At 62.1% G+C, this 24,334-nt stretch carries 20 protein-coding genes and 2 pseudogenes; 8 read left to right on the forward strand and 14 right to left on the reverse strand.

What is annotated here, in order from left to right:
- Positions 1-22: 22 nt before the first annotated feature.
- Both ABZT17_RS21200 and ABZT17_RS21205 read left to right on the forward strand, forming a co-directional pair.
- Positions 23-451 (forward strand): ATP-binding protein, encoded by a 429-nt coding sequence (locus ABZT17_RS21200; protein ID WP_356350970.1) that lies wholly within the window; start codon positions 23-25, stop codon positions 449-451.
- Entirely contained in the window at positions 451-840 is a 390-nt protein-coding gene (locus tag ABZT17_RS21205) for a hypothetical protein (RefSeq protein WP_356351026.1), read from the forward strand. Before ABZT17_RS21200 ends, ABZT17_RS21205 begins: the two co-directional genes overlap by 1 nt.
- Before the next feature lie 61 nt (positions 841-901).
- Here the strand turns inward: ABZT17_RS21205 and ABZT17_RS21210 are convergent, their stop codons facing one another.
- From ABZT17_RS21210 to ABZT17_RS21225, 4 genes and pseudogenes are all read right to left on the reverse strand, one after another.
- Positions 902-2,713, reverse strand: a complete 1,812-nt coding sequence (locus ABZT17_RS21210; protein ID WP_356350971.1) for an IS481 family transposase — start codon at positions 2,711-2,713, stop codon at positions 902-904.
- Positions 2,714-3,189: 476 nt separating this feature from the next.
- Positions 3,190-5,076 (reverse strand): hypothetical protein, encoded by a 1,887-nt coding sequence (locus ABZT17_RS21215; protein WP_356350972.1) that lies wholly within the window; start codon positions 5,074-5,076, stop codon positions 3,190-3,192.
- 571 nt (positions 5,077-5,647) lie between these two features.
- Positions 5,648-6,901: a dsDNA nuclease domain-containing protein gene (locus ABZT17_RS21220; protein ID WP_356350973.1), complete on the reverse strand. Its 1,254-nt coding sequence runs from the start codon at positions 6,899-6,901 to the stop codon at positions 5,648-5,650.
- 1,094 nt (positions 6,902-7,995) lie between these two features.
- Positions 7,996-8,790, reverse strand: a pseudogene (locus ABZT17_RS21225) (ISKra4 family transposase); the annotation flags it as partial.
- Positions 8,791-9,488: 698 nt separating this feature from the next.
- Here ABZT17_RS21225 and ABZT17_RS21230 point away from each other — a divergent pair.
- Together ABZT17_RS21230 and ABZT17_RS21235 are read left to right on the forward strand one after the other, a co-directional pair.
- On the forward strand, positions 9,489-9,950 hold the full coding sequence (locus ABZT17_RS21230) for a hypothetical protein (protein ID WP_356350974.1): 462 nt from the start codon (positions 9,489-9,491) through the stop codon (positions 9,948-9,950).
- A gap of 183 nt (positions 9,951-10,133) precedes the next feature.
- Positions 10,134-10,257, forward strand: a pseudogene (locus ABZT17_RS21235) (GNAT family N-acetyltransferase); the annotation flags it as partial.
- 103 nt (positions 10,258-10,360) lie between these two features.
- Here the strand turns inward: ABZT17_RS21235 and ABZT17_RS21240 are convergent.
- Positions 10,361-11,536 carry a hypothetical protein gene (locus ABZT17_RS21240; protein ID WP_356350976.1) on the reverse strand — a complete coding sequence of 392 codons (1,176 nt, stop codon included), beginning with the start codon at positions 11,534-11,536 and terminating at the stop codon, positions 10,361-10,363.
- Between the two features lie 615 nt (positions 11,537-12,151).
- Between ABZT17_RS21240 and ABZT17_RS21245 the strand changes: the two genes are divergently transcribed.
- A complete protein-coding gene (locus ABZT17_RS21245; RefSeq protein ID WP_356350977.1) occupies positions 12,152-12,349 on the forward strand; it encodes a hypothetical protein in 198 nt (65 codons plus the stop codon).
- A 153-nt stretch (positions 12,350-12,502) separates the two neighbouring features.
- On the opposite strand, the gene ABZT17_RS21250 is transcribed toward ABZT17_RS21245, so the two are convergent.
- Both ABZT17_RS21250 and ABZT17_RS21255 read right to left on the reverse strand, forming a co-directional pair.
- On the reverse strand, positions 12,503-12,865 hold the full coding sequence (locus tag ABZT17_RS21250) for a hypothetical protein (RefSeq protein ID WP_356350979.1): 363 nt from the start codon (positions 12,863-12,865) through the stop codon (positions 12,503-12,505).
- Between the two features lie 391 nt (positions 12,866-13,256).
- The gene (locus ABZT17_RS21255; RefSeq protein ID WP_356350981.1) at positions 13,257-14,063 is read right to left on the reverse strand and encodes a PIN domain-containing protein; all 807 of its coding nucleotides are present in this window, start codon (positions 14,061-14,063) and stop codon (positions 13,257-13,259) included.
- A 455-nt stretch (positions 14,064-14,518) separates the two neighbouring features.
- Here ABZT17_RS21255 and ABZT17_RS21260 point away from each other — a divergent pair, with 455 nt between their 5' ends.
- Complete coding sequence (locus tag ABZT17_RS21260) at positions 14,519-15,754, forward strand: restriction endonuclease (RefSeq protein ID WP_356350982.1); 1,236 nt, start codon at positions 14,519-14,521, stop codon at positions 15,752-15,754.
- 250 nt (positions 15,755-16,004) lie between these two features.
- Here the strand turns inward: ABZT17_RS21260 and ABZT17_RS21265 are convergent, their stop codons facing one another.
- From ABZT17_RS21265 to ABZT17_RS21280, 4 genes are all read right to left on the reverse strand, one after another.
- Positions 16,005-17,042, reverse strand: coding sequence for a hypothetical protein (locus tag ABZT17_RS21265; RefSeq protein ID WP_356350984.1), 1,038 nt, complete (start codon positions 17,040-17,042; stop codon positions 16,005-16,007).
- Between the two features lie 730 nt (positions 17,043-17,772).
- Positions 17,773-18,093 carry a hypothetical protein gene (locus tag ABZT17_RS21270; protein ID WP_356350985.1) on the reverse strand — a complete coding sequence of 107 codons (321 nt, stop codon included), beginning with the start codon at positions 18,091-18,093 and terminating at the stop codon, positions 17,773-17,775.
- Positions 18,094-18,097: 4 nt separating this feature from the next.
- Positions 18,098-18,418, reverse strand: a complete 321-nt coding sequence (locus ABZT17_RS21275) for a hypothetical protein (RefSeq protein WP_356350986.1) — start codon at positions 18,416-18,418, stop codon at positions 18,098-18,100.
- Positions 18,408-18,968 (reverse strand): bifunctional DNA primase/polymerase, encoded by a 561-nt coding sequence (locus ABZT17_RS21280; protein WP_356350988.1) that lies wholly within the window; start codon positions 18,966-18,968, stop codon positions 18,408-18,410. Before ABZT17_RS21280 ends, ABZT17_RS21275 begins: the two co-directional genes overlap by 11 nt.
- Positions 18,969-19,373: 405 nt before the next feature.
- On the opposite strand from ABZT17_RS21280, the gene ABZT17_RS21285 reads away from it, so the two are divergent.
- Positions 19,374-20,621: a hypothetical protein gene (locus ABZT17_RS21285; RefSeq protein ID WP_356350990.1), complete on the forward strand. Its 1,248-nt coding sequence runs from the start codon at positions 19,374-19,376 to the stop codon at positions 20,619-20,621.
- A 9-nt stretch (positions 20,622-20,630) separates the two neighbouring features.
- Here ABZT17_RS21285 and ABZT17_RS21290 read toward each other — a convergent pair whose 3' ends face one another.
- Positions 20,631-21,560: an aminoglycoside phosphotransferase family protein gene (locus ABZT17_RS21290; protein ID WP_356350992.1), complete on the reverse strand. Its 930-nt coding sequence runs from the start codon at positions 21,558-21,560 to the stop codon at positions 20,631-20,633.
- A gap of 1,197 nt (positions 21,561-22,757) precedes the next feature.
- The gene (locus ABZT17_RS21295) at positions 22,758-22,967 is read right to left on the reverse strand and encodes a hypothetical protein (protein WP_356350993.1); all 210 of its coding nucleotides are present in this window, start codon (positions 22,965-22,967) and stop codon (positions 22,758-22,760) included.
- Positions 22,968-23,189: 222 nt separating this feature from the next.
- Between ABZT17_RS21295 and ABZT17_RS21300 the strand changes: the two genes are divergently transcribed.
- Entirely contained in the window at positions 23,190-23,699 is a 510-nt protein-coding gene (locus ABZT17_RS21300) for an SMI1/KNR4 family protein (protein WP_356350995.1), read from the forward strand.
- Between the two features lie 156 nt (positions 23,700-23,855).
- Here the strand turns inward: ABZT17_RS21300 and ABZT17_RS21305 are convergent, their stop codons facing one another.
- Positions 23,856-24,332 carry a hypothetical protein gene (locus ABZT17_RS21305; RefSeq protein WP_356350997.1) on the reverse strand — a complete coding sequence of 159 codons (477 nt, stop codon included), beginning with the start codon at positions 24,330-24,332 and terminating at the stop codon, positions 23,856-23,858.
- Between the last annotated feature and the right edge of the window lie 2 nt (positions 24,333-24,334).

The raw sequence follows: 24,334 nt of genomic DNA on the forward strand, positions 1-24,334 counted from the left end.
CTACCAGCACGAAGGAACTTGTATGCACGAGTATACGAGTACAGCCCAGGTCTGGGGACTCACTTGCCCAGGTTTCCCGGAAGAGGTCAGCCGGGCCCGCCGCTGGACCCGCGACATCCTGCGCGGATCGCCATGGGCCGAGGACGCCGAACTGATCGTGAGCGAGCTGAGCGCGAACGCGATCCTGCACACGGCCAGCGGCCAGGACTCGGGCAGCTTCCATCTGGCCCTAGCGGTATCGGCACAGGCCATCGCCTTGTCCGTCACGGACGACGGAGGCGCCGGCACCACACCGAAGGTCGAGCGCCGGGACCAGGACGACGAGCACGGCCGGGGCCTCAGCATGGTCAGCGTGATCGCCCACCGTGTCGTGGTCCACGAGAGCGACGGCGGCCACACGGTCACCGCGGAGTTGTTCACGGCTCCGCCCGCGGGAGGCCACCCGTGCTGATGGACAAGCCGCAGCGGGGCTACTGGTGTGAATGCTGGACCCAGGACGTCACCGAGGAGACCAGGCCGGTTCTCCGAGCGTCCTTCGACGCGTATTCGGCGCCGCAGGCCGACAGATGGGTAGCGGTCGCACTGCGCACGATCTCACCGGCACTGGACCCCGACGCCTCACAGGAAGCGTGGGAATGGCTGTACGACGGCCGCATCACGACGAGGAAGGCATTGCTGCGCGCTGAGCCCTGCACAGTGACGCTCACCCAGACCCGCACCCGCATCACATGGACGATACGGCCCGTGATCTTCCTACCGCAGACACATCGCCAAGGGACTGAACTCCCGTCCTGCGCCCACGTCTTCACACCGTGCCCGAAGCCGCACGCACCTCAGTAGGCCGTGTCGGATCCCAGTTGATGCCTGACGTTCTGGTCCCAGGTGATGCTTCACGGTGGGCCTAGACAACATAGGGAGCCCCGTGGGGCTTGTTGGCTTTCACGTTACGGACCGGGACGTCGGTCGTGCGCCGGATGACCCGGATCTGCCCGTCCAGTTCGACGGTGATCGTGGTGTCCGATACGTGCACGGTTACCGTCCGGCCTGCGTAGGGGCGGCCGAGGGAGACGGTCTGGCGGCAGACCATGACCGTGCCCACCGCGCTGACCCGCCGCTGCACGCGGACTGGCTCGATCCGGGGCCGGGGCGGCGGGCCCGCGGGCCGCAGGCCGTGCAACCGCTGAACCTTCTCGCTGTTGAGGGGGTTGGGCCGCACCCGCAGCAGCTCCCGCGAGGACAGGTCGAAGAACGACAGCGTCTCCTCGTCGATCCGGATGCCGACCTGGCGGCCGCCGAGGATCTCCGCAGCCAGTACCTGGCGCCCGCCCAGGTTCACCAGCCCGCTGTTGTTCACCACCCGGTCCACCTCGAACGCGGCCCCGTCCCCGGCAGGCAGCGGAGACGGACCAGCCGCGCGACCTCCCCGGGCGGCAAGCTGCACGAGATCCGCCACCGACAGGTGCGACCGCACGCTCTTGATCCGCGCCCCGGCGACCAGCAGGTGGATCACCGAGGTATCCGCCCAGAACGTCACCGTCAGCCCCGAACGGGACGGCCCCAGCCAGAACTGCTTGCCTGCGACCTGCAGATTCCCACTCGCAGGCACCACCCGCTCGAACTCCACCGGCCCGCCCTCGTCCACCTGCACCGCCTCAGGAAGAGGGACAGAAACAGGCACCATCCCGACCGGATCCGGCACCGCAGCGCGAGCCGTCCGCTGCTGCGGGACCAGGGCGAGCACCCCGGGGATCTTCAGGCCCAATACGTCCCGTTCCTGCTCGGGGACCGGGGTGAACCGGTCAGCGGGAGAGTGCATGTCCAGGGCCTGATGCGGCCGGACCAAGTTGTACTCGTGAACCCACTCGTCCAGCGCCGCCTGAGCTGCCCCGATGCTCTCGAACGCGCCGCAGTCGTCGAGGAGTTCACGCCGCAGCGTCTGATGGAACCGCTCGACCTTGCCCGTCGTGGTCGGCGACGCCGGCTGGGTGAGGCGGTGCGCGATCCCGTTCTCCCGGCAGATTCGGTCGAACAGCACCTCACCACCACGGCCAAACCGGGCGGTGAACTGCTTGCCGTTGTCGGTGAGCACCTCTTCCGGCACCCCGAACGTCTGCAGGGCCCGGGCGAAGGCCGCGCAGACCGCCCGTCCGGTCGCCCGCTCGACCACCGACGCGATCACGCAGTACCGGGAATGGTCATCCACCCCCGTCACGATCTTCGCCTCGGTCAGCTCGCCGGTCACCGTGTCGACGAGCATCACCCCGCCCACGATGTCCATCTGCCACAACTGCATCGCACGCTCGCGCTGCCAGCGCTTGTACTCCGACCGCTTCCGCCGCCGCACCCCCGGCTCCACCAGCCCATGCCGGACCAGGATCCGATACACAGTCATCCGCGACGGCACCGGGCTCACCACCCCGGACCGCTCCAGCACATGAGCGATCCGCCGCGGACCCCAGCGAGGGTGCTTGCGCCGCAGCTCGCACACCGCCGCCTCCACCTCGGCGGATGCCTGATGCGGACACGAGGCCGGCCTGCGTGACCGGTCCGCCAGACCCGCCAGCCCCTCGGCTTCATACCGGGACTTCCACCCGCTGACCGTCTGCCGCGACACCCCGAGCGATGCGGCGACCTCAGTCACCGTCGCGCCCGCCAACACCGCCAGCACAGCCCGGTATCTCTGCTCGACAACCGACAACTCCACCAGAGCCAATCCCGGCCTCCCGCCACACGCCGCAACGACGTGCACAGAAAAGCCGATCACGGCCCCCGTCAACCATCAGCTGGGATCGAACTGTCAAGCATCACCCGGGATCGGACATCTAGTCCGAGCCCGAACTGGCTCAGATTTTCTCCACGTAATCAAGGCGGCTCGCTTCGCTCCCCGGGCGCGGCACGGCCCCCGGCCGTGCCTGCGCTCCTGTCTCCGCCCCGCTCCAGCCCGGCCGGCGCCCGTGCCGCGCTCCAAGCAAGCAGCCGCCTGATGCCGGAGAAGGGGTGCGTCGTGGCTGGGGCGGTCGGCTACGCGGCTTTACGGAGCCACTTTGGCGCGAGCCTCGAAGATCATGGCCCCAACGTCGTGCTTTAACGGGCAGGTCCACAGACTGCCCGACGCGCCGGAAGCTTACGGGGCCATGATCACTCGCGCCAAAGCAGCGCCACCCCAAAGCCGCTCCACCGACCTCTGCGCTACTCAAAACGGATCAGACGGTCGCTCTCAGAAAGCCGAAGGACGACCTTGTCTTCCAGAAATTCTGGCGCATCATTATCGATCACGATGATTTGCAGTTTATCTCTGTACTGGCCGGCCACTTCAGCGAGCAATCGGAAAGCGTTGTCCTCCCGCCGCGCATCCCAACCTTCTCGCCCCGTATTGCTGCTAATTCCATCGAGAACGAGCAATCCGGGCATCGGCAAACTTCGATCGATGCACACCGTGTGCACGGCCAGAGAGTATGCAATGTTCACAAGAACTTGCATACCTTGACTGGAGATCTCATCGAATGATCGACCGCCAACCAAGGGGAGGAAGTTTCGTTTATCAATTTCCACGCCCAGCTCTGCGCCCCCAATCTGTGGTGGCTCAAGCTGTACGAGGTATTCACCGAACCTCTCCTCAAGAGCGCTCAGGTTGTCTTCTGCCACCGACGAGTTATCTCTGCTTGACAAGTCGGCAGTGAGGGAGTCCTTCAATTGTTGCAGGACTTGAGCGTCCTCCATGATCTCTGCTCGTCGCGCAAGGATTGTCAAGTAATCTCGGACCCGTGCCTGCTCCTCCAAGTTCCGGGCCCGGCGCGCTCCCAACTCACTAATCTCATCGCCATGAGTGCTAACATACGATCGAGTCCGGTACTCCAACTCTGCGCGGGCAGTTTCTAGTTCGGCAGACCGCAGGGACAGAAGAGAATCAATGCCTTCCAGCTCCTCCTTGCGGAACCTTTGAACATCGTTGGTTTCTGCAATTTGAGCCTGGATTCTTCCCTGCTCTTTGATCAGAGCAGCACGTCGGTCGCTTTGGTCGACTAGCGGTTGGGTACACAACCGGCAGTGATCATGATCGCCCTCCCGTTCGGCAGGGAGATCCTGTCCACACCGAGGACAAACAATGAAGTCAAAGTCCAACAAGTTGTCCTCAGCGACAATGGCGCGCGAGAGCTTCACCACCTGCGAATGCAATTGCATCCTCAGTTGCTCAAGATCACCCAACTGTCGAGAGACAGCACCCTTCTCTTCGTTCAGATCAACACAAGCCTGCTCCAAGCGAATTACAGAGTCGCGCAGACTGTCTGTTCCGAGTCTACTGTGAAGACCTTCGGCGCTATTGTAATCCTCAGACTCGAATTGGCTGGATTCTTCAATCAATTGCTGCAGACGAGTCTCGAGGTCCTCTCTGCTGGCAAGTGCGGTACCACGCATTAGCTTGTCGAAAGCACTACTCTGCTGGGCAACGAAATTTAGGCGACTTTCCACAGACTTGAGTTCCGCCTGCAGACGGGCCATTTCCGTATCATACAAGCCAAAGGCGATCTCAAAGACGTAACGCCGCTTGATGTTGCGAAATGGATCCCGATGCCCAAACACCATGTTGTCGATCTCGGCCCCAGCGATCAACGAGTAATTCAGCCAGTCATTGATCGACACTGGCACATACTCGCTAGACTCGGGCCGGCTGCGGGATGTTGGCACCTCGACAAGAGGAAGCCCCAGTTGCTCAAGCATCCACTGGGAGTATGTCTTATCTGCCGTCCCGTCATTCTTTACGGCAGGAAGCCGCAGAGCGGCGTCCACTCCTGCGATATCAACTTTTGCCGTTTGTGTGGTCACTCGTGGGCGCGAGATAAGCCACTCGCCGGTACCCGTCTCCAAACGTCCGGTGATGGCACTAACATTACTCACCTCAGGGGGCAGGCTCTTTGGAACCGCTCCAAGGAACGCACGAATTAGCCGCAGGAGCGTGGATTTCCCTGTGGCAATCTCGCCTTGGACGATACTCAGGTCTGGATTAAAACGTACCTCTCTGTTACCCCCAACAAGCCTTACATAATCGATGCATAGCGAGTGATTCTGCTTGGCCATTAGATGCTTCTCCCCCAGGAAGATCCTGCAATATCGGGAAACAGGGAGTAAACCAGCTTCTTCAAAGTCTCTCCTGAAACGTCAAAGTGGCGTTTCAGGAGAGCAGCACGAGCCTGATATTCCACCCAAGACTCGTCTTCCAAGAGACGCTCAACGAAAGCGGCCCCCTTGGGAGTGCTTCGGTATCCAAGCCCTCGCGAATTTACCTTGACCACCTCTACCAGGTCACGCCCAATTAGGCTACCTAGGAGAGAGTAATAAGATGGGTCCCATGGGCCATATCGATATCTGACCATTCGTTCGTCAATGGGAACCCCTTCCTCTGTTGCCATGGCAATCGCTTCAGGACTGACACCCTTACTCCGCAAAGCCACCGCCAGGCGTTCGGGGTATCTCAAGAAGAAGTCCAACTTTGCAAGTTTTGTGCGACCTTCCAGATTAGCGCTATTTCCCTTCTGCCGACTGAAGGTGTCAATCAACAGCAACAACCTTGCTGCGCCTTCCGCCGACGGTCGGTATTTTTCGCGCTCTGCCGCTACGCGACGGGCTCGCCTGGCTTCCAATGGTGTACTCATGAGGCCCTCCATGAGTATTCACACTCATCTGAGAGGCAGCACAGATAGCCGAGTTGCCCATGGCGCGAGGGGAACAGGCCCTCAACATCCAGCTGTCGCAGAATTAGACGATCATGTTTCAGGTCTAGGAATACTTCCTGCCCGGGAATGGTGGAGTTCGCTCGCCTCGATGCGACAGTTCTCCCGTGATCGAGAACTTCTTCTGCCAGTTCCGCCAGTTTCTCTTCTGCAGAGATTGAGGAGGCCAGAATTTCGAGACGCCGTGAATCAGCGACAGCTTGAAGAGATGCAGCCTCCGCCTGCACTTCTTGACTAGCACAGGCCAATATCAGCTTGCGGCGGAGATTAGAGATTGGGTTTCCTGATGTCAGCAGGGCGTTTAGTTGCGCCTGACCGAGAGCAGGGTCGTCGGGAAGCAGAGAAATGAGCTCTTGGCGTGTTAGTGTCTGGCGCTCAAGCGGATTTTTGCCGGTCGAGGGAGCAAGTCCGACTGCCAGCATGAATTCTTGCGCTTTCCTGGTCACCAATGTGCCAGCTTGAGCATCCTCTGCGCGCTGCACGAGTTTAATCCCGGCTTGCACAACGTTAATCACCCTGGTATTGGGGAGAGCCTCAGCCAAAGCCGCGAAGAGCATATTGTCAATGTCTTGCTCATTGACACGATTAGACAAAATTGCGAGAGCACCTAGGAAGCCGACGACGTCCTCATCATTGAAGGTGCACTTCTGGTCGTCGGCCACGGCGCGCGCAAGGGAAAGTACCTTGCTTCGGTCGTCGCCAGAAACCGAATTTGGCTGCTTGAAGAATTTGGCTGTTTGGTCTTTGAGGGAGGATGCTCCCTCAAGCCACAGCGAGAATGCGGCAGTCACATTCAGGCCGCTGGAGCCTTTCTGGAAGGCGAGGTGAGACCGCATCAATGAGTCAATGCCGCCGCCGTCTTTACATACTTCGGAAAAAGTCCAACTCGCTCTGCCAGGAATTCTGGTCTTGACCTGACGGAACTCGACCCGGTCTTCCCATACCAGAACAATGTCGTCAATGTGCTCGCAAATAATTGCTACGGGTCCCTCGTCCTGGAGACAAGAGAGCCACAGTAGTGCTGCAACCTTGGCCTGATACCGGTACTTTCCGAAGGTCACAATCCCGCTATTGTCCGGAGAAGGAGTCGCCTCCAGAGCGGCCAGTGCCACTCCTTCGTTCTCTTCAGGTTCCTCGCCCTCGGAAATCCCAGCAGGAGAGATCACGCGCACCCCCGATTACTTTGCGCTGCACCGCCGTCACACAGGGGGACACCGTACAACCGTCAATGATCCTTGCGCTAGAGATGGTCCAGGTTTACCACGGTTGGCTGGATGTCTCGCCTGGTGCATGGGTTTGCAGTGCCTGGTCGCAGGCCGACACGCGGCCAAGGGCGTGTCGGGTGATGTTAGATCAACCGTTCGTTTCCAGGCCCCACAGCTCAGGCACGGTGCTTCAGTGACTTCCGCCCAGTCAGTCTCCAGCCCGGACCGGCGGAGAGACTTGGTGGTGCCCACCACGCTGTGGGCCAGGCCCAGGAGCTCGCCGCCCACGGGCACTCGCCGGCCCGCAATGGCACAACGGTTGGACGATCATGCGGATCGGACCAGTCATGTCTTCAGGATCATCGTGTAGTCGACAGGAGGAGCCTGAACTCCGGCGCCTGGGTTGGGCGTAACTCCTGAGGTTCCTTCAAAGTAGGACCAGAACGGCCAAGAGCCGCATCTCCCCTCTTTGAGGTAGTTAGGGTGGCCGCATGACTCCTGCGGAACGATTCCTCAAGCAACATCAGGACGTAATTCGCGCGGCACTCGACCACTACGCACTGACTTGCACGAAGGCACTCCTTGAACGAGGCACATCGGGTGATCCCATCGTCGTCGACGAAGTGAAGGAGCAACTTGCGGATGCTCAGCGCGCTCGGGACGAGTTGTCTGGAGCCCTAGGGACTCGTTGATCGACGGGACGAAGATTTGAAAGGCCGTGCTTGACAGCAGTTCTGGCGTCCCCTGAGAGCCGCAGTGGATCCGGCTACCCGACGCGCTGACATCCTGCGATGACAAGGGCGGCGGTCTTCAAAAGCCACCAGGACGCAGCATTGGTGAGTGTCTAACTGCGTGACAACGCCAGCGAACGACGGCGGACGAGCGCGGACGCCTGCGGACCATCGCAGCAGGTAAGGGAGACATCAGCACAAGGCAGCGGCCACACCCAAGTTGCTTCGGGACGAAGAAGTCACCCGCCTATGGGTCTCCGAGGGACTCCATCATCACGCGGTGAGCGTCTCCGGCCGTTGGGTGCGGCTCCTCTGAAGTGATCGTCGGGATCAAGCAGTGAGGCTGTAGTTCTCCTGGTCGGGGCTGGGGTAGAGGCGCTGATGCTCGCGGGCCGTGTGGAAGGTCCAGTAGTCCTCGAAGTCGCCGTTCGTGATCAGTGCGCGGAGTTGGAGGACGGCTTCGGCCCCGTCGAGGCCCCAGCGGGCGCCGGTGATGTCGAGGCGGTCGGCGATCAGGTGGCGGCAGGCGCCCTCGATGGCGCCGGTGGCGATCGGCCAGCCGGACGCGAGGGCAGTGTCGTAGTGGAGCTGGGCGAGGTGGCCGGTGAGGTAGCGGTGGCAGGTGGTGACGGCCTCGCGACGGGTGGCGGGAAGCTGCTCTGCCGCGGCTTGGACGGTCATCTCGGCGGCGGCGCGGTCGGCGTGTCCGGCGAGGATCGCGGTGAGTTTGTCCGCCGCCCAGGTCTCGGCCTCGCGGCTGCCGACCGGGTGGAAGGCGTGGGCTGCCGTCCAGCAGTACTCGGCAACGTGCACGAAGTCGAGCAGGACGTGCAGGCGGATGTGGCGGCGGGAAGCCTCATTTCGTGCGGTCGGCGCGGGGCGGGCGCGGTGTCGAAGACGCAGGCCACCGGCGCCATGCGCTTGCGGTTGGGTTTCTCTCCCGGAGCCAAGCCGCCCGCGCCGTCCGGCCGCCGCACTCTTGGCCGCGGCCCGGCGGGTGGCCTCGCGCAGGGCTTCGGGGCGCATCACCACGCCTTTGCCGTCGACCTGGAGGACCAGCGGCATCTCGCGGGTGCACGGAGCGGGGATCTTCACCGTGTAGTAGGCGGCGATGTCGACGGCGGCCTGGTCAGGCAACCACGGAACCACGGGACGCGGGTCAGGCTTGGGACGCCGAACGGTCCGCGCGCCGCACGGGTTGCGCGACAACAGCGCATCGTCGACGGCGGCAGACAGGACCGACTGAACGTCCGCGAAGATGTTCCGCGCCTAGGACGGTCCGCCACCACTTGGATCGGGCCTGGTGTCGGCGGCGCCAGTCGGACCAACGGAGACTCCCGGCGAGCCGGCCGAGGGCTGATGTAGTCAGCGGGTGGAGGTGCGGTACTCGCCGGTGTGCTGGACTGGATGCGTCGAGTGAGACGCGCGTGAGCCCCTCCCTGCGCCGCGGACGACTGGGAGGGGCTCAATGCGTGGTGCCGGTTCCGGAGTCGGCGCGAGCACTGCGCACCGCCACCACTCGCCCGGGCATCCGACGACAAGGAATCACCCGATCGGCCGATGTAGGCCCCGTCCCCGTGTGCGGCGACCCCCGTATGGACGCACGGTGAATGTGGCTGGCTTGCCGTTGAGCGAGAGCGGTGTTCCGGCTACGTGGGGAGGTGCCGTGGCTGTGATAGCTCTGCTTGTCCCAGTGGTACTGCTTCTCATGCTGTTCGAGCTGCCTGCCCTGGAGGATTCTCTGTTCCCGCCGCAAGATCAGGCGGGCCCGGAGCGGTCTGATGGTTGACGCTCTGGCGCCCTTCCCGGAGGTGAGGTGGCGCATGGACATCGAGCTGACTTACGACATGCTCGGGGGCCGATTGCGGAAGATTGGTGATGCCACGATCTCCTACGACCAGTTGGGCAACCGGCCTTGTGCCCTTGGGAGTTGGGCGCTTGGGTATGACCGCCTGGGTGGGCGTCTGCGTACAGTGGGTGGCGCCCAGATCACATATAGCAGATTGGGTCGGATTCTCGCTGTCGGCGAGTGGAGCTGCGAGTACAGCAGGCTCGGCCAACGTCTGCTGCGGATTGGCCCCTATGAGCTGAGGCACGACCACCGGGGTAGCCGAGTGCGTGCGATCGGTCCTCTTGAGATCTTCTACGACCGGCTCGGTTCGCGTCCCAATCTGGTCAGGCTGCCGGGCGAGAGTCCGGCGCTGTCCGATGACCTCCTCCTGGCGCTCTTCCTTGTTTTGCACCGGCAGAGGGTGGCCGCGAGGCAGGCGTCTCGACGAGAGTGAATCGGCGCCCGGAGCGCTGGATGCTTCGGCGTATGCCGTCAGCGGGTGGAGAGCCGGTATTCACCGGCGTACGGCATGGCGGCCAGTGCGACCCGTTTCCGGTCTCGGGCCTGTCGCACGGCAGTTGGTAGCGGCGGCGTCGCATGACCTTGCGCAGTGCGCGGCCGCGGTCCGGGTACGGGCGGCATCGCGGTGAACGGCGGGCCCCGCGTCTCCGGTTGGCTCGGGCAGCGGGCGGCACAGCTGGCGGACCATGGATTCACGGACCATCACACCGCAGCCCGCGCGGCTCCGGTTCGCTGCTTGAGTCGGGTCCGTGGGATGCCTGCGGCAATCCTCCGGTGTTCTTCCACCGGTCGCGCTGGGTGTCTCAGTAGGCACAGACCATTCCGTGTGCACAGCATCAGGAATCAATACCAGAACTCGTCCATGGGGCCTGGCGGGCAAGAGGGCATTCCTAGGAGGTTGTTGCTGACCTTGCTGTCAGTATCAGTTTGCACATAATACCAAGGCCTGCCGGACCGATAACCTCCCTGAACGGCACGGACCTCCAATTCCCTACCGTCATCACCTTCTACATAGAAGGAATGCTTGCCTTCGAGGATAGCGTTGGCTGCTTCCTCACGCGTCAAGTACCAACGAGTCTCACCTTCAACGCCGCCGATTCCGCTCACGCGACTCTGCATGGACGACGTGAAACGTTTGGACGAGCAAGACACCTTAAGTCGATGGCCAACGGGGAATCCCTTTCGCACCAAGCGATGGTGAGCCCAGGCTCGCCCATGGACAGTGTAGGCCCATTCCGGCATATTCCATATTTTCTCATTGATCTCAATCGACTGCCCGTCCCCCTTACCTGGCGTGTATTCTCGCGTACCAGCGAGCTCAGCCTGGCCAAAGGTGCGACTGAATGTCCCCATTGGCTTATCACGGTCTATTGCGGTCCCGATGAATCCACCCAGGTCAAGATTCTCAAGTACGGTCACGGCGGCGGCGGCTGGTGCGGCAACTTCGAAGAGGTCATAGACTGGCTTCATTCTCCGATTTAGGACGTCGCTCGCTGCCTGGGAGATGCTGTGATTGGTAAGTGCGACCTCGGCAGCCGTGTCCGCAGCGAATCCCGCAAGCCCCAAGCTGTCAATCACGCTTTTCGCTGTGCGGGTAATGAGATCCTCCGTTGAGAAGTGAGCCTTCTCTACTGCCTCGTCCGGCGTCATGTTCTCTTCCAGTAGCACTCCGGCGCAGATGATTACGCCAGGTATCTGCGTGAGTTCCTGACCTGCTAGTGATATCGGGATCGGGTTCATCGAGGTTGTCCATTGCCCGATTGATGCCGGAATGGGGCGGCTGCCTTGAAGGATTGGGCCACCGATGTCGCCGTGACTTCCCCAACTGAAGAAGAATGAGGGAGTGCCGACCAACTGATTCCCTTGCTGAAACAGCAACTCGCCGTCGATCTTCATCATGATGACCCAGAGGTACGGCTCGGACTCCGGACCCATCACGTTGTCGATATCGTCGCCCTGGAAGCAAAAGAGGCTGTCGAGGGAAATGGTCAGGTTGAAGTCATTGGGACCGCTTGCCATCAGATCTCCAAAGTAGATCCCCCCTGCGGTTGATGTTGGCGTCCCGCGCTGAGGCCGGCCGACTCGCGGAAGGCACATCCGCAGAAATCCCGTTTACTCACAGTGTGATCTATCCAGCCACTTTTTGCATCTCGGCAGGCGCTATCCCGGAGGCCGATGGGTTCTGTTACATCGTCACCGACGGACTCCACAAGCTGCTCACGTACGGGTGGAGTTGGACTGCTGGCTCCGGAGTGGCCACCTGGGCGCTGCTCAACTGGCTCGGTCGCCGGCGCGCATCGAGCTCGCAGGTGACGCCGCCCCCTCCGAGGAGTGACCGATCATCACTTCCTGCGCAACAACGGTCCTGGTGGGACGGGGGCCGCAGTGGTCAAGTTCCCTTGGTTGTTGCCGCTCTCAACTCCCGAGCGGAATCGCCGGGCGACCCCTGGGGCCAAGCACCGGGGAGTGAACGGGGAGTGGATCAAGAAAATCATGCCGCACGACAACCTGTGCTAACCAACGCGCACCAGACCCTGACCTGCGCATACATTCGACGGTCCTGGTCAGCGATCTTTCCGCACATTATTCGGGACGAAGAGGTCGTATTACCCAGGCCAGCCATAGGGTGAGGGCATGCGAAACGACCGACACGACGAGCCTCTCTCCGACGATGAGCTGGAACTCTTCCTGCAGTACCTCCATCGTTTCGCCAAGCACGACGTCGACCAGTTCGTGCTTATGGAAGTAGGCGACCCCGACCACCCGTGCTACCTGGACCTGTCCCGGGCTCCGGCACCCGGAACCGACCCTGCTGTCTACCGTCGCCCGTAGCCGCACCGGCGGAACACCTGACATCCATGGCTGACATCAACAGCGATGGACGCCAGCAACTCCGGGCGGTCGTAGACGTCAGCTCAAGCCTCACAGCAGCCGACCGCTGAGGGCGTCGGATCGAACTCCTAAAGCGGGTGTCAAGGGCCGACGTCATTCCTCACGGTGCTGAGCGAACACCTGCTGCTGCTCGTCCCGCCAGCTCCAGTTGGCCAGCCGGGAGAAGGGCAGGCTTCGGGCGAGGCCGGAGAACTGGTCGGATGGCTCCCGGCTGGCCTTGTTCACCACGATCGCCGAGAGCATCGGTGCTCGTCCGTCCTCGTTGCGGTGAAGGCAGACATCCTTGAGCAGATAGGTCATGACCCCGCGGTAAGGCGGGATGGAGTCGAAGCCCTGTGCCGCCAACTCGGCGCTCAGCTCCCCGTAGGTAATGGTCTGTCCCTGCCGGGCCCGCTTCCGCAGGATCTCCACGGCCGCTTCGACCGCTGCCGGGTAGTCCGAGTCCTTGATCCTCACTGCCCCTCCCCCATTGCGTGGACACTGCCCAGCATGCGCATCGTACCGGCCAGACACCTGCTACAAGCGATACAGCAGCGGAGTACAGCAACCTTCCTGACCTCAGCCGACCACCGACGGCCATCAGAGGCTTTCCGACCAGCTCACTGACCCACGATGGGCTTTCAGCCAGCAGTTCGGGACGACGGGGTCGTGCCAGAACCGTGCCAGATCGTGCGGGGAACGGCGGGGGCCACGTCGCCAGCCGGTCATGCCCGTAGCTGCTCCGCCGCAGTTCAACCCGGAGGTCACCCGTAGAGAACCCGAGCTTCCAAGTTGGGGGCGCGAGTTCAGATCGAGTTACCCATCTCAGTGCGGAAGCCTCAGCTCACAGACATGGAGGTCTTCGAGGTCAGATGGTGGCCTTGGCGGCCTGTGGAGGGAGCGGTACCTCGAACACCTTCAGGCCGTTCTCCAAGGCCCGGAACTCCATGCCGGCATCTACGCACGCGAGAGTGATCTCGTGAGGCACCATCTTCTGGATCTTGAGTGCTTGGTGGATGATCTCGTCGTCAGCGATAGGGTGCCGCTGCTGCCACCCGTCGTCGAGAAAGATCTCGACAGTCACCTTGTCACGGACCTGGGCCGGGATACCGGGACCAGTGGCGCGACGCTTTTCGCGGAGACGCTTCAGAACCTTCCTGGCACGGTCACCAGCGCGTGTGTTGCCTCCGTCCTTGAGCCTGTCCAACTGTTCGACCACGATGATGGGGACGACAAGCCGAACGGAACCCTTGGCACCCATCTTTGTGGGCCACACGAGGTCAGTGAAAATTTCGCCCTGGATGAACGCCGAGGTGTCCGGTACGACGATGGCGCCAGGGTGGGTCGCGAATGTGCGGATACGGGTGAGTGACCCAAGCGCGGCCTCGATGTCGCGGATCCGGCTCTCGATCTCGCGGTAGATCAGGGGGTAGGGGCGCGGAGTTACCTGAGTGATCCGGCGAATCTCCCAGTATCCCGCCGAGTACAGGTCATCCGCCATGCTCTCGTCGTCGAAGAGGCTACGGAATTGGCTGTCAGCCTTCTCGACCCAGGACAGGTAGTTATCCCGAGCGGAGACAACAGCCGTGCCATTTCTGAGGTTTCCGCACTCGTTCATTAGCTGCTGGAGCGTCAGCTCGGCGGCATCGATGGCGCCCACGTTCCTGAGTTGCATGGCGTACAGCCTGTCACCCAGGCAGGCCTCATGCACACGCGATTCGACAGCCATCCAGAGTGGGAGTGGACCTGGGCTGCCCCGGGCCGTGTAAGGCCGCTCGGCAGTGACCAACGACGACCGTTGAGAACCCCTCGGACGCGCACGACCAGTAACCACCCAGCTCCCCAAGATCTCCGAGAAGACCCAGAGCAAGGAGACCGCTGAACACAGCAGACGGCCGTGCCAGATCATATGGGAGGCGCACTGTCGGCCTTCACACCACCGTGTGCCAGAGTCCTGCACGAGGAGGGCGCACGACGCGTTGCACCCCAGGTCAGCGAGGAGCTGGCAACGGATACCTGGCACAGTGCTGGCTGGGACTTCGGACCGCCCGAGCGGGGCCGCCCGTGTCCGAGTCCCAGATGATCGGCAGAACACCCACCTCTGTCAGTCCCCGGCCGTACTCTTCGGTCATGCGCAAAGGAGCGATCACACGGCAGTCCGTACTCAAGGCAATCGCAGAGTACGACGAGTTGGGGCGCGAGGCATTCCTGTCGAAGTACGGCTACAGCAAGGCCCGCACATATGTCCTCGCACATGAGGGCAGGGAGTATGACACCAAGGCGATCGCCGGAGTCGCGCATAAGTGGGACCAGGGACGCGCCCTCAAGCCTGCCGAGTTCAGCGGTGGAAAGGCGCACGCCGTGACCTGGTTGGAGCGCCTTGGATTCCAAGTCCAAGGCGGAGCTCCCGATTTCAGTGAGCTCGAATTCACTCACTTCCTCGTACAGCTACTCAAAAAAACCGGCCACCGGAATGTATCGCAAGACGTTCTATTGGGTCCAGGAGCTCGCGCGGATATTATCGCCGAGTCACAGGACGCCGTGCTTATCATCGAGGTCAAACGCGTTTCACCACAAACGAACCCTCGCATTGAAGATGCCGTAAACCAGGTGAGACATTACGGCGCTCTCGCCCGGGCGGCACAGTATGGGGACCATAGACAGCGCCTCGTTGTGGCAGCTCCTGGAATCTTGGCAAACAAGAGCGCGGAGCTACTCAGGAAAAACGGGGTTGAAATATGGGATGGGGCATGGATCGCTGAAAGGTCGGTAGCAGCGGGCCTGCAAGACGAGGCGTCCAAGTTCCTCACTCCAGAGTACTTCGACGCTACTCAACAGAGCGAAGCCCTTGACTTGACTGACAAACTCATACAGATGCCGGCCGGGCGAGGATCTTGGTCGGCCTATCAGCGACTTTGCCGAGACATCGCAGAATATCTATTCTGCCCTCCTTTGAAATCCCCTGTATGGGAAAGCTTTGATGATGACGAGATGAACCGACGGGACTTCATCCTACCCAATTACGCCGAGAATGGGTTTTGGAAATTCATCAGAGAAAAATACTTCGCAGACTATGTAGTCGCAGACGCTAAGAACTACACTCGCGGGATCGAGAAACAGGAGGTAATCCAGGTTGCCAATTATCTATCTAAGCATGGAACGGGACTATTTGCTCTAATCATGACGCGTATAGATCCGCAAGAATCCGCAGTCCACGCAATCAAGAACCAATGGATCCAACACGACAAGATGATCGTGACCATTACCGATTCCGACATCGTCCAAATGCTAACCGACGCGTCCTTCGGAAACGATCCTAGCGAGGTGATCCGCCAGAAGATCGAGGATTTTCGCCTGGGAGTTTGACGCCATTGCATAACGTAAGTCGCTCGACGCCCCCCATCGCTGCTATTACGGGCACAGCACGCCAGGGGCAGCTGTCTGGGCATAAACGCGGACGAGCCACCGGACCGTATTCACGAGCTACACGCTTCGCGTACCCCAGAGCACTTCGCAGCAATTCCGCGAAGCAGGTGTCACACGAATCGGCCAGAACAATACTCACTATCACTCTGGAATTTCTAACAAACGGACTTGATAAGCACCCGTGCAGTCGCTATAGCTTCGTGAGCACCTCAAGGAAGAGGAGATCGGCGTCTACTCCGACGAACTGAGCGACGCAATGAATCTGCTGCAATTCCTTCCCGATTCCATTCAGCGAAGACAGTTCATGTGCTTGCATATGCCAGGCCCAGGAGACCTCCATTCCAAGGCAATTTCTTTCCCGAAGTCGCCCCATTATGGATTTAGTGAAGGCGTCACGCCATCCACCATAGGCGCAAACCACAACATATTTATTTCGCAGCCTCTCCCTGATTGAGCCATCCAGTTCCATCCTGTCTCGCCCAAGTTGAGATTGTGTATGCAGTGTACCTCCTCGCCTCCAATATCCGTGCATATGGATTACATCAATCGCATCATCGGAATCAAAGTCTGAAATGCTCCCATCCTCGACCATCCATTGCACGGCAGGGCGGGCGCCCGCGGAACGGATCGAGACTTCAATTAGTGGATCGAAGTTAGTAGTGAGGACGGGCCCCCTCTTCTCTGGCGGAATGAGTGTCAACAAAAGGCCGAAAGCCTCGACTCCAATCCCTAGATTCCACGTCCCCTCTTTTTCCAAAAGCCTAAGAAGGCTTTCATCTTTCACTAGCTCATCAATCTCATCCTCAGGCATACTATCCACATCGCGGCAGGCCCTTATCACGCCTTTCCGAATTATTTGATTCAAGTGATCTTGGTCTTTGACGTGTGAAATAAAAGCAGCAGCTTGCTGATACTTCTCTGTCCACGTGGGTCCTGTTATCTCTTCATCAAATCGAGCAGAAAGCCACGGCTCACTTTCCAAGCTTTTGCGCATCATTGCTACGTATTCACTCACCCCGGGAACTGTTTCCCGCGTCAGACCTGAGCCCACCACAAATGCGACCTGATGTCCCTTCGATGCACTCCTGATCTTGTATAGGAGTTGCTCGCGGAGATGAAAAGAGTTCCCATAGTTCACTGCAAACCCCATCATGGCGTCAGGCACTATCACTGCCGCATCTGGTGTTGCACCTGCAGGCCCGGCTGCTCTTAAGAAGTCTACCCGCATCAGGAATGTGGTGCATCCTGAAGGTGATTTAGGAATTGACTAGGTAGCCCGAATTATCGCTTGGATATTCGCCGCCTTCGCTCCGATCAAGCTGAGATAATCCTGATGTTTGGCGCAAGTGAAACCCATCGCTTGATCACCAGAGCGCCACGCTGGCCAGCGAGGCCAGCACGTCAACCATCAGCTGGGACCGAACTGTCAAGCCTCTACCGGGACCGAAAACGGTTGTGTCAAATCAAACCGTTATGAATCGGGCCTGGTGGAGACAGCTTCTCTGCTGAGCGCTGCGGCATCGTCGTTCCGGGTCAACCGTCGCGGCTTGCTCTGGTCGACGGCACCGCCAGAGTGGCTGAGGTCGGTGGGGGTGCAGCGAGTCACACGCGCGCCCAGTCAGTTGGCGTACCCGCCATCGTGGCTGACTTTCGTCGGCTGAGGCTCAAGCGGGCCTCATCGAACCCGTCGCCGTCAGTCGAGCGCGGCACCGAAGCTGATCAAGTCTGGGCCTTTATTGGGCTCCGTGCCAGACCCATGCCAGATACTGCGGGGAACAGCGGTCACCCCACCCGAGCACGTCCTAAGGTCACGACGCTGCCCCACAACAGGTCAGCGAGCCTATCGACCCCACAGAACCCGAGCTTCCCAAGCTGATGGCCCTGCCGTTCGTCCGGGCTGCGGCGCTGGGGCGCCGGTCCCGGACGAGCGGCAGGGCAACAGACCGCCGAGGAGCGGTTCAAGCCGCAGGCGCTTCCCGGGGAGGGAGCAGGGGCACGTGCGTCATCGTGTCCGCCGATTCCGCGGCTAGTCCGGCCGTGATCAGCCTCGCCAGCAGCTCAGCCGCTTCAGGACGGACGGTCCCGAGCAGCACCAGCCCATCACCGAAGACGTTCACGTCGGCTTCCAGGCCGGGGAAGTCCGAGTCCAGCCCGAATAGCACGAGCTGATCAGCCAGGGCGCCAGCGCCTTGACGTGCACGGTTCCAGCCGCGGACGTAAGGCACGTCAGGCGCCAGGTTCTCCGCTCGTTTGGCTACCACTCCGCGCCGGTCGGTCATGACGTCAGGCCTTTCCCTTGTGTTCTTCGGCGACGGTCGATTCATCACCGTCGTCGTTACGGTCTCGGCCGAAGCCGCTCGCGAGTGCCAGGCGCAGGAGCTCTGCGAGACGCTCCGCCGTGGCTGGGGATACCCGGCCCAGCTCGACGAGGCCGTGCCCGAAGGCGTTCAGGTCCGCACGCAGGTAGGGGAAGTCTCTCTCCAAGCCGGCGCGAACAAGGACGTCTCGAAGTGCAGTGGTCGCGTTTCGGGCCGCGTACCAGCCGTCGCTGTCGAGGGGCGACCACGCGGCAGCGTCACGCCCGTCGGTCGGCTCAGTCGGCATCCGTACTCGTCTCCTCGGAGAGCGCGGCGACCGCCGCGTACGGCGTCGGGTACTGCTCGTCGAAGCGGTCGATCCTTGCCAGGAGTTCGGCGGAGGCGACTAGCGCGGTGGCGAGGGCGACGGGGCGCAGTGGGTTCGCTTCCGGTCGGCGTGTAGGTGCACGGAGCCACTGATAGCGGTCATCGGACAGCGGGATGGGGCCCGGTACGACGACGGCACAGTCGTGGCTCAGGTACCGGTACGGCGGTGGCGATGACGTTTCGCGTTCGAGGTAGTGCGTGAAGGTCTCGCGGCTCTGCGAGCACAGGAAGAATCCGACTCGCTGTGCCCTGCGGTCGACAACGGTCGGTCCGAAGGGCATCGCACTTCGCAGGAGGCGGTCAAACATCTCCATCCCGAGGCGCTGTTCCACGCTCACCACGTCGAAGTAGCGGCCGGTCGGCAACAGGCAAGGCATCCGAGGATCGTCTGCCCAAATCTGCCGGCACTCGGCAGGGTTGTCCGCTGCTGCCGACAGCCACTCCAGGCCCCTCCTGGTCATCCTCTGCATGTCAACTCACCTCGGTCGAGACTCGGTTGCGGCCGCAATGCCGCCCTGTGTCCAGGCTCGGGGTCGCCACCGTGGCCAGGACAGATGACGAGAGGTGACGGGGGATGACGTGTCACACGGGGACGCGTCATCCCCCCTCACGGACCAACAGCCCACGATCTCCGGTTACTTGCAGCGCGCAGCGGTGAACAGCGCGTACATTCGGTCGTGAGGCTAAAGAGTCGTGCGCCCCAGAAGTCGCACCCGTGCTCAGATGGGGAGGGAACGGTCACGTCTTCGCTGGAGCCTGTCAGCGTTCGCTTACGTCAAGCGCGTGTGGGCCGCGGCTGGAGTCAGCCGCGGTTGGTGTGCGAGTTGCGTCAGGTTGCGCTCCGCCGCGGGCATCAACTTCCGTCGGACGCCAGCGTGAAACGCCGTATCGCCAGCTGGGAGAACGGCCACAGCACGCCGGACGACTTCTACGGTCCGCTGCTGTGCGAGGCGTACGACCTCAGCGCCGCCGAGTTAGGGCTGAAGTACGAGGGCGAACGGGACACAGGGCTCTTGGACGCCAGTTACCCGGCGAGCCCCGAAGGAGCGATCAATACAGTCGGGCAGCTGTGGCGCGCCGATCTCAACCGGTACGAGCCCCTACTGCAGGCCGAGCCGTCCGAACCTGCGTGGAACGAAGCCTCGCTCCGATGGTTGGTCGCACCCGAGCCGGCCGTTCCTAGGCAGCGTCAGGACGGAATGCGTGTCGGTTTCGGCGACGTTGCGGCCATCAAGACCACCGCGGACATGTTCGCCGAGTTGGACGACCGTTTCGGAGGAGACCACGCGCGGCACGCGGCAGTCCAGTACCTCAGCACCGAGGTGACGCCGCTCCTGCGCGGGCAGTACAGCGAGCAGGTTGGGCGAGCGCTGTTCTCGACCGTGGCAGAGGCAACCCTCTTGGCGGGCTGGATGTCCTACGACGCTTGCCGCCACGGCCTGGCGCAGCGGTACTTCCTCCAGGCCCTCCGGCTGGCCCAGGACGCCAATGACCGTCGGCTTGCCGGAAGCATCCTGTCCGCCATGAGCCATCAGGCGACATTCCTCGGTCGCTACACGCAGGCCGCGACACTCGCCCGCGCCGCTCTCATGGGCATCTCTCCCGTAGCCACGCCGACGCTGCGCGCCCAATTCCACGTCATGGAGGCCCGCGCTCTTGCTCGGACTGGTGACGTAGGAGCCTGCGAGGCCGCATTGAGTGCGGCCACACGAGCGTTGGAGAGCCGGAACAGCGACGACGAGCCCGAATGGATCAGCTACTTCGACGAGACCGAGCTTGCGGCTGAAGCTGCCCACTGCTTCCGCGACGTCAACAGCGCCCGGCAGGCTGTCGCCCACGCCGAAAACGCCATGAGCGGCAATCACGTACGAAGCGACTTCTTCGCGACGATGGTTCTTGCCGACGCCCACCTACGCGCCGGAGACGTCGAGGAGGCTTGCAGCGTGGCGCTCGATGCTCTCGACCTGGGCGAGCAACTCAAGTCGGCCCGCTGCGTCAGTTACCTGGCCGAGTTCCGGCAGAATCTTGCGGGGGTCGGCAAGAACAAGGACGTACAAGCCTTCACCGATCAGGTCAGAGAGCACAGGCTGTGGATCGCCTCTGGTGATCACCTGGGTTCCTGAGAGGCCCGGTCAGAACGGCCCCCATTCGTCTCGACCCTCCCCAGTGCGGAGGGACCGAACTCGCCGGGCGAACTCCGCCGCAGCCCTGGCACTACTCGTCACCTGGTGGCCGAGCCAGGCAACCATCATCAGTTCACGCAGGTCTGCGAGGGTCTCGTACCCGGGCCAGTTCATCAGGTCGAAGCCGTACCGGTGCACGAACTCTGCGTACTCCGCCTTGGTGTGCCAGGCGTACCGCTCGTAGAACATCGCCGTCTGGACCAGGTCCCACTCGCGTGGAGCGAGAACGAAGCCGTCCAAGTCGATGAGCACCGCGTGCCCGTCGCGGTGGCGGAGGATGTTCCCGATGCTGGCATCACCGTGGATCATGCCGAAGGGCAGAACGAAGTCCAGGCGGTCGTATTCCTTGCCGAGTCTCGCCGCTCGCTCGTCCAGGAACGTCCGGTCCTCCGCCGAGATACCGTCCAGTCCTTCGAGGGACGCCGCCACCTTGGCGAGAGGGTCGAAGTACGGCAGGCGCAGCGACCCAGGTTCTTCGAGCCAGTGCAGGCGGCGGAGAAGATCGGCGAGTTCCTCGACCGTCCCGTACTCCTCGCGCTCTTGGACGCTCTCCCAGAAGGTCACCACAAAGCCGTCGACGACGAGCGGTTGGGCGACCGACGCCAGCACGCGCATGGCCGGGAAGTCCTGCGTCTGAAGCCACCGTGCCACGCTCACGGCCCGTTCCATCTCGCCGAGCACCGCCGGATCACGCGCGATGCGGACGATGATCGGTAACGACTCCAAGCGATAGACCGCGTTCGAGCCGAGTCGCAGCAACTCGGCGCCACGGGAGTCGAGTTGAACCGTCGCGCATGCTTCCCGGAGGATCGACTCCAGGCCCTCCGCCGTGAACTCCGTGCCGCCGCTGTCAGGTGCCCCGCTGCTGCCCGAGATCATGCCTCGACCATACGGGCCAGGCCGACCACCCGACAGGCCACCCACGTAATAGGGGCGTAATGACCTTGGTCGACGAAGATCACGACCACCCCTCCCCCCGCAGGTCAGCACCCCAAAAGGGCAACGGTCTCACCTGGGCTCCGGAGCCGTGTGCGCAGGTTCGAATCCTGCCGGGGGCACTCGCCAGTCAGAGACCCAGAACTATGGTCTGACCAGGGCGGATGCCGACAGAAAAGGGCGGGAGTCAGTCTCACTGACTCCCGCCCTTTCTCACTCTCTCTCACGGTTCACGTGTGAGGGGCGTGTGAGCCACACGCGGGCCGATGCGCTGCCGTCCCTGCCTCGTGGCCCTTCGATCTGCCTTCACGCGTCCCATGTTGGGCATGACACCCACACAACGGCGACGTACGACCCAGGCCGCTGGCTCCACCCCCGCCGACACCACTGCGCTGACGCCTCCTTGAGCGCGGCACCTTCGTCGCCGACCTCCTCCTGAGTAACCTCAAGCCGCCCGCCCTGCGTCTGTGCATTGAAAGGCTCACGCCATTGGGAGTCACTGACACGCATTGGATGAAATGCGGGGTCCTCGCCACCGTGGTCGCTACGCTAATCGCATTATTGACATGGCTCGGCATCCAGCAGCCATTTAGCTCAAAGTCGAAATCGACAGGAACGGGGCCTTCAACATCAAGCCCCCGACCGAATATCACACATTGGTCAACATACAATGACGGGGTGCTTGTTTACCTCAGTGTCAGTTACGACGACCCAGGCGCAGATGTAAGGGGATTCGGATTTAAAGGCGTCAATGGATCTGGCTGGGCAGAGGAGACACATGACTTCTCCAACCCTTCATATGGAAAGGTGAGTCCCGGGCGAGTCGATTATCCATTCAATCAAGGCTGCGGCACATCGAGTCAATATGAATCGGACGTCAAGTTTTGGATCTATACAGATGACAATCAAAAGGATTCCATCATCACACATTTGAAATGTTAGCCGGTGATGGTCGCAGTAGATGTCAGCAATCTCCCCAGTAGAGTACAGACCGTGGGGCGAACAGTCCCTGACCAACTGGTCTTTTCGGTCCAGGCCAGCGCGCAGACGAGCGCGCCCACCGTTGATCATCGAGACTTACATGAAGCACCAGGCGAAAGGGGCGGGAGTCAGGTTCACAACTCCCGCCCTTTCCAGCACTCAGACTTTCCCGCTGCCTGAATCCCACCCCATGGTCTTTTCGATCTTCTTGTTGTTCTCTTCCTCCCTGTCGTCAATCACGCCTGCGTAGCGGCGGTGGATCACCTCCGGCGAGTTGCCGGCGCGCCGAGCCACCTCGGCTACGGGGAGACCTGCGCGGAGCCAGTTCGTGATGCACGTGGCCCGGAGGTGGTAGGGCTTCCGGGCCAAGGGCGAGTCCACCTTGTCCGGCGGAAGCGCCAGCGGTCTGGCTTCCCGCCACACCCGCCAGTAGCTGGAGGTGCCGAACGCGACTGAGGCCGGACACGGACCGCAACGTGGGTGTTGCAACTGGCAGCCCTAAGACCGACCAAGCTTCCGGGGCTCGGGGCGTCGACCCTGTGTGCGAGACGGTCGTCGACAAGGCGAGCAGCGTGGCTGAGGATCTGCTGCGTGACTGATGATGAACTCGTTCTGGCCGTCCGTGCCCACGTTGCCGGCCGGGGGCTGCCCGGCCCGGCATCTGTGAAGGATGTCGCCGGGTTCGAGCAACTGGTGGGGCACCCGATGCCCGACTTGCTGAAGAGGATGTACCTCGAGGTCGCCAACGGTGGCTTCGGCCCGAAGAAGGCGCTGTCTCTGACTGACACCGGCCACTGGTTCAGCGACCGGGCCGACCTTGCGATGGCCTACCAGGACTTCGCCGCCGATCCCGGATACCCTCCCCCGCCGGGGATCGTTCCGCTCATGGACCGCGGTTGCGCCATGTGGACGCTGATCGACTTCCGCACCGCGGACGGGCAGATGTGGGACTGGGATCCCAACCTCTGCTGCCTCTCCCACGCCCTTGCCCCGCTGGAACGATCGCTGGCCCATTGGCTCACCGATTGGCTGCGCGGCGTGATGCCCGATGGACCCTACCCACAGCGCGAACTGTCCAGCCGGGATTGCCCCAACCGGTGACATCCGGGACGGGTACGCCGTCTCGCTTCCTTCACATGCGACGCCGTTGACGCGCAATGCCGCCCTGTGTCCAGGCTCGGGGTCGCCACAGGGGCGAGCCCGGTCCCCGAGGAGGAGTCAGAACCTCGTATGGCGGCGCCCTGATCCGTGGTGGTCTCAGTCGGTGTCGCTGGTGGGAGCGTCCTGCCAGCCGGACAGGGTCAGCTCGTCGTCGCGGAAGGACCATACCGGGGGCTGTCCGGGCGGCGGTCCGTTCAGGATCCGTAGCTGATGGGGCCGGTATTCGTCGCGGGTCTCCTCCACTCTGAAGCCCGCCGAGGTGAGGACCGCGGACATCGCGTGCATCAGCGCGACCCCCACCGCGCTGGAATGCGCCAGGACCGGTTCGTTCAACTGCTTCAGCCTGAACGCCCGGCTCGCGCAGGCCCGCAGGCGAGAGCTCGGCTGCCAGGCCACATATACGCCGCCTGCCGCGTCGGCACCGTCGTCGATGTCCACTTCGGCGCCGCCGGTCAGGGCCGGGTCCAGGCCGGGGGCGATCACGGGCAAGCCCGCGGCCGCAAGTTCGTTGCGGACCTTGCAGGCGAGTGCCTCCAGGGCTGCGGATTCTTCAGCGCTGACTCGTTCGAACACTC

Source organism: Streptomyces sp. NPDC005648, assembly GCF_040605395.1.
In the GTDB taxonomy this organism is placed as follows: Bacteria; Actinomycetota; Actinomycetes; order Streptomycetales; family Streptomycetaceae; genus Streptomyces.

What these genes read in the sequence shown, in the direction of transcription:
- ABZT17_RS21290 (WP_356350992.1), bottom strand. Translation starts at nt 21,560, where the DNA reads ATGATCTCGGGCAGCAGCGGGGCACCTGACAGCGGCGGCACGGAGTTC.
- ABZT17_RS21200 (WP_356350970.1), top strand. Translation starts at nt 23, where the DNA reads ATGCACGAGTATACGAGTACAGCCCAGGTCTGGGGACTCACTTGCCCA.
- ABZT17_RS21245 (WP_356350977.1), top strand. Translation starts at nt 12,152, where the DNA reads ATGCGAAACGACCGACACGACGAGCCTCTCTCCGACGATGAGCTGGAA.
- ABZT17_RS21255 (WP_356350981.1), bottom strand. Translation starts at nt 14,063, where the DNA reads ATGCAACTCAGGAACGTGGGCGCCATCGATGCCGCCGAGCTGACGCTC.
- ABZT17_RS21270 (WP_356350985.1), bottom strand. Translation starts at nt 18,093, where the DNA reads ATGACCGACCGGCGCGGAGTGGTAGCCAAACGAGCGGAGAACCTGGCG.
- ABZT17_RS21215 (WP_356350972.1), bottom strand. Translation starts at nt 5,076, where the DNA reads ATGGCCAAGCAGAATCACTCGCTATGCATCGATTATGTAAGGCTTGTT.
- ABZT17_RS21205 (WP_356351026.1), top strand. Translation starts at nt 451, where the DNA reads ATGGACAAGCCGCAGCGGGGCTACTGGTGTGAATGCTGGACCCAGGAC.
- ABZT17_RS21280 (WP_356350988.1), bottom strand. Translation starts at nt 18,968, where the DNA reads ATGCAGAGGATGACCAGGAGGGGCCTGGAGTGGCTGTCGGCAGCAGCG.
- ABZT17_RS21240 (WP_356350976.1), bottom strand. Translation starts at nt 11,536, where the DNA reads ATGGCAAGCGGTCCCAATGACTTCAACCTGACCATTTCCCTCGACAGC.
- ABZT17_RS21260 (WP_356350982.1), top strand. Translation starts at nt 14,519, where the DNA reads ATGCGCAAAGGAGCGATCACACGGCAGTCCGTACTCAAGGCAATCGCA.
- ABZT17_RS21275 (WP_356350986.1), bottom strand. Translation starts at nt 18,418, where the DNA reads ATGCCGACTGAGCCGACCGACGGGCGTGACGCTGCCGCGTGGTCGCCC.
- ABZT17_RS21230 (WP_356350974.1), top strand. Translation starts at nt 9,489, where the DNA reads ATGGACATCGAGCTGACTTACGACATGCTCGGGGGCCGATTGCGGAAG.
- ABZT17_RS21265 (WP_356350984.1), bottom strand. Translation starts at nt 17,042, where the DNA reads ATGCGGGTAGACTTCTTAAGAGCAGCCGGGCCTGCAGGTGCAACACCA.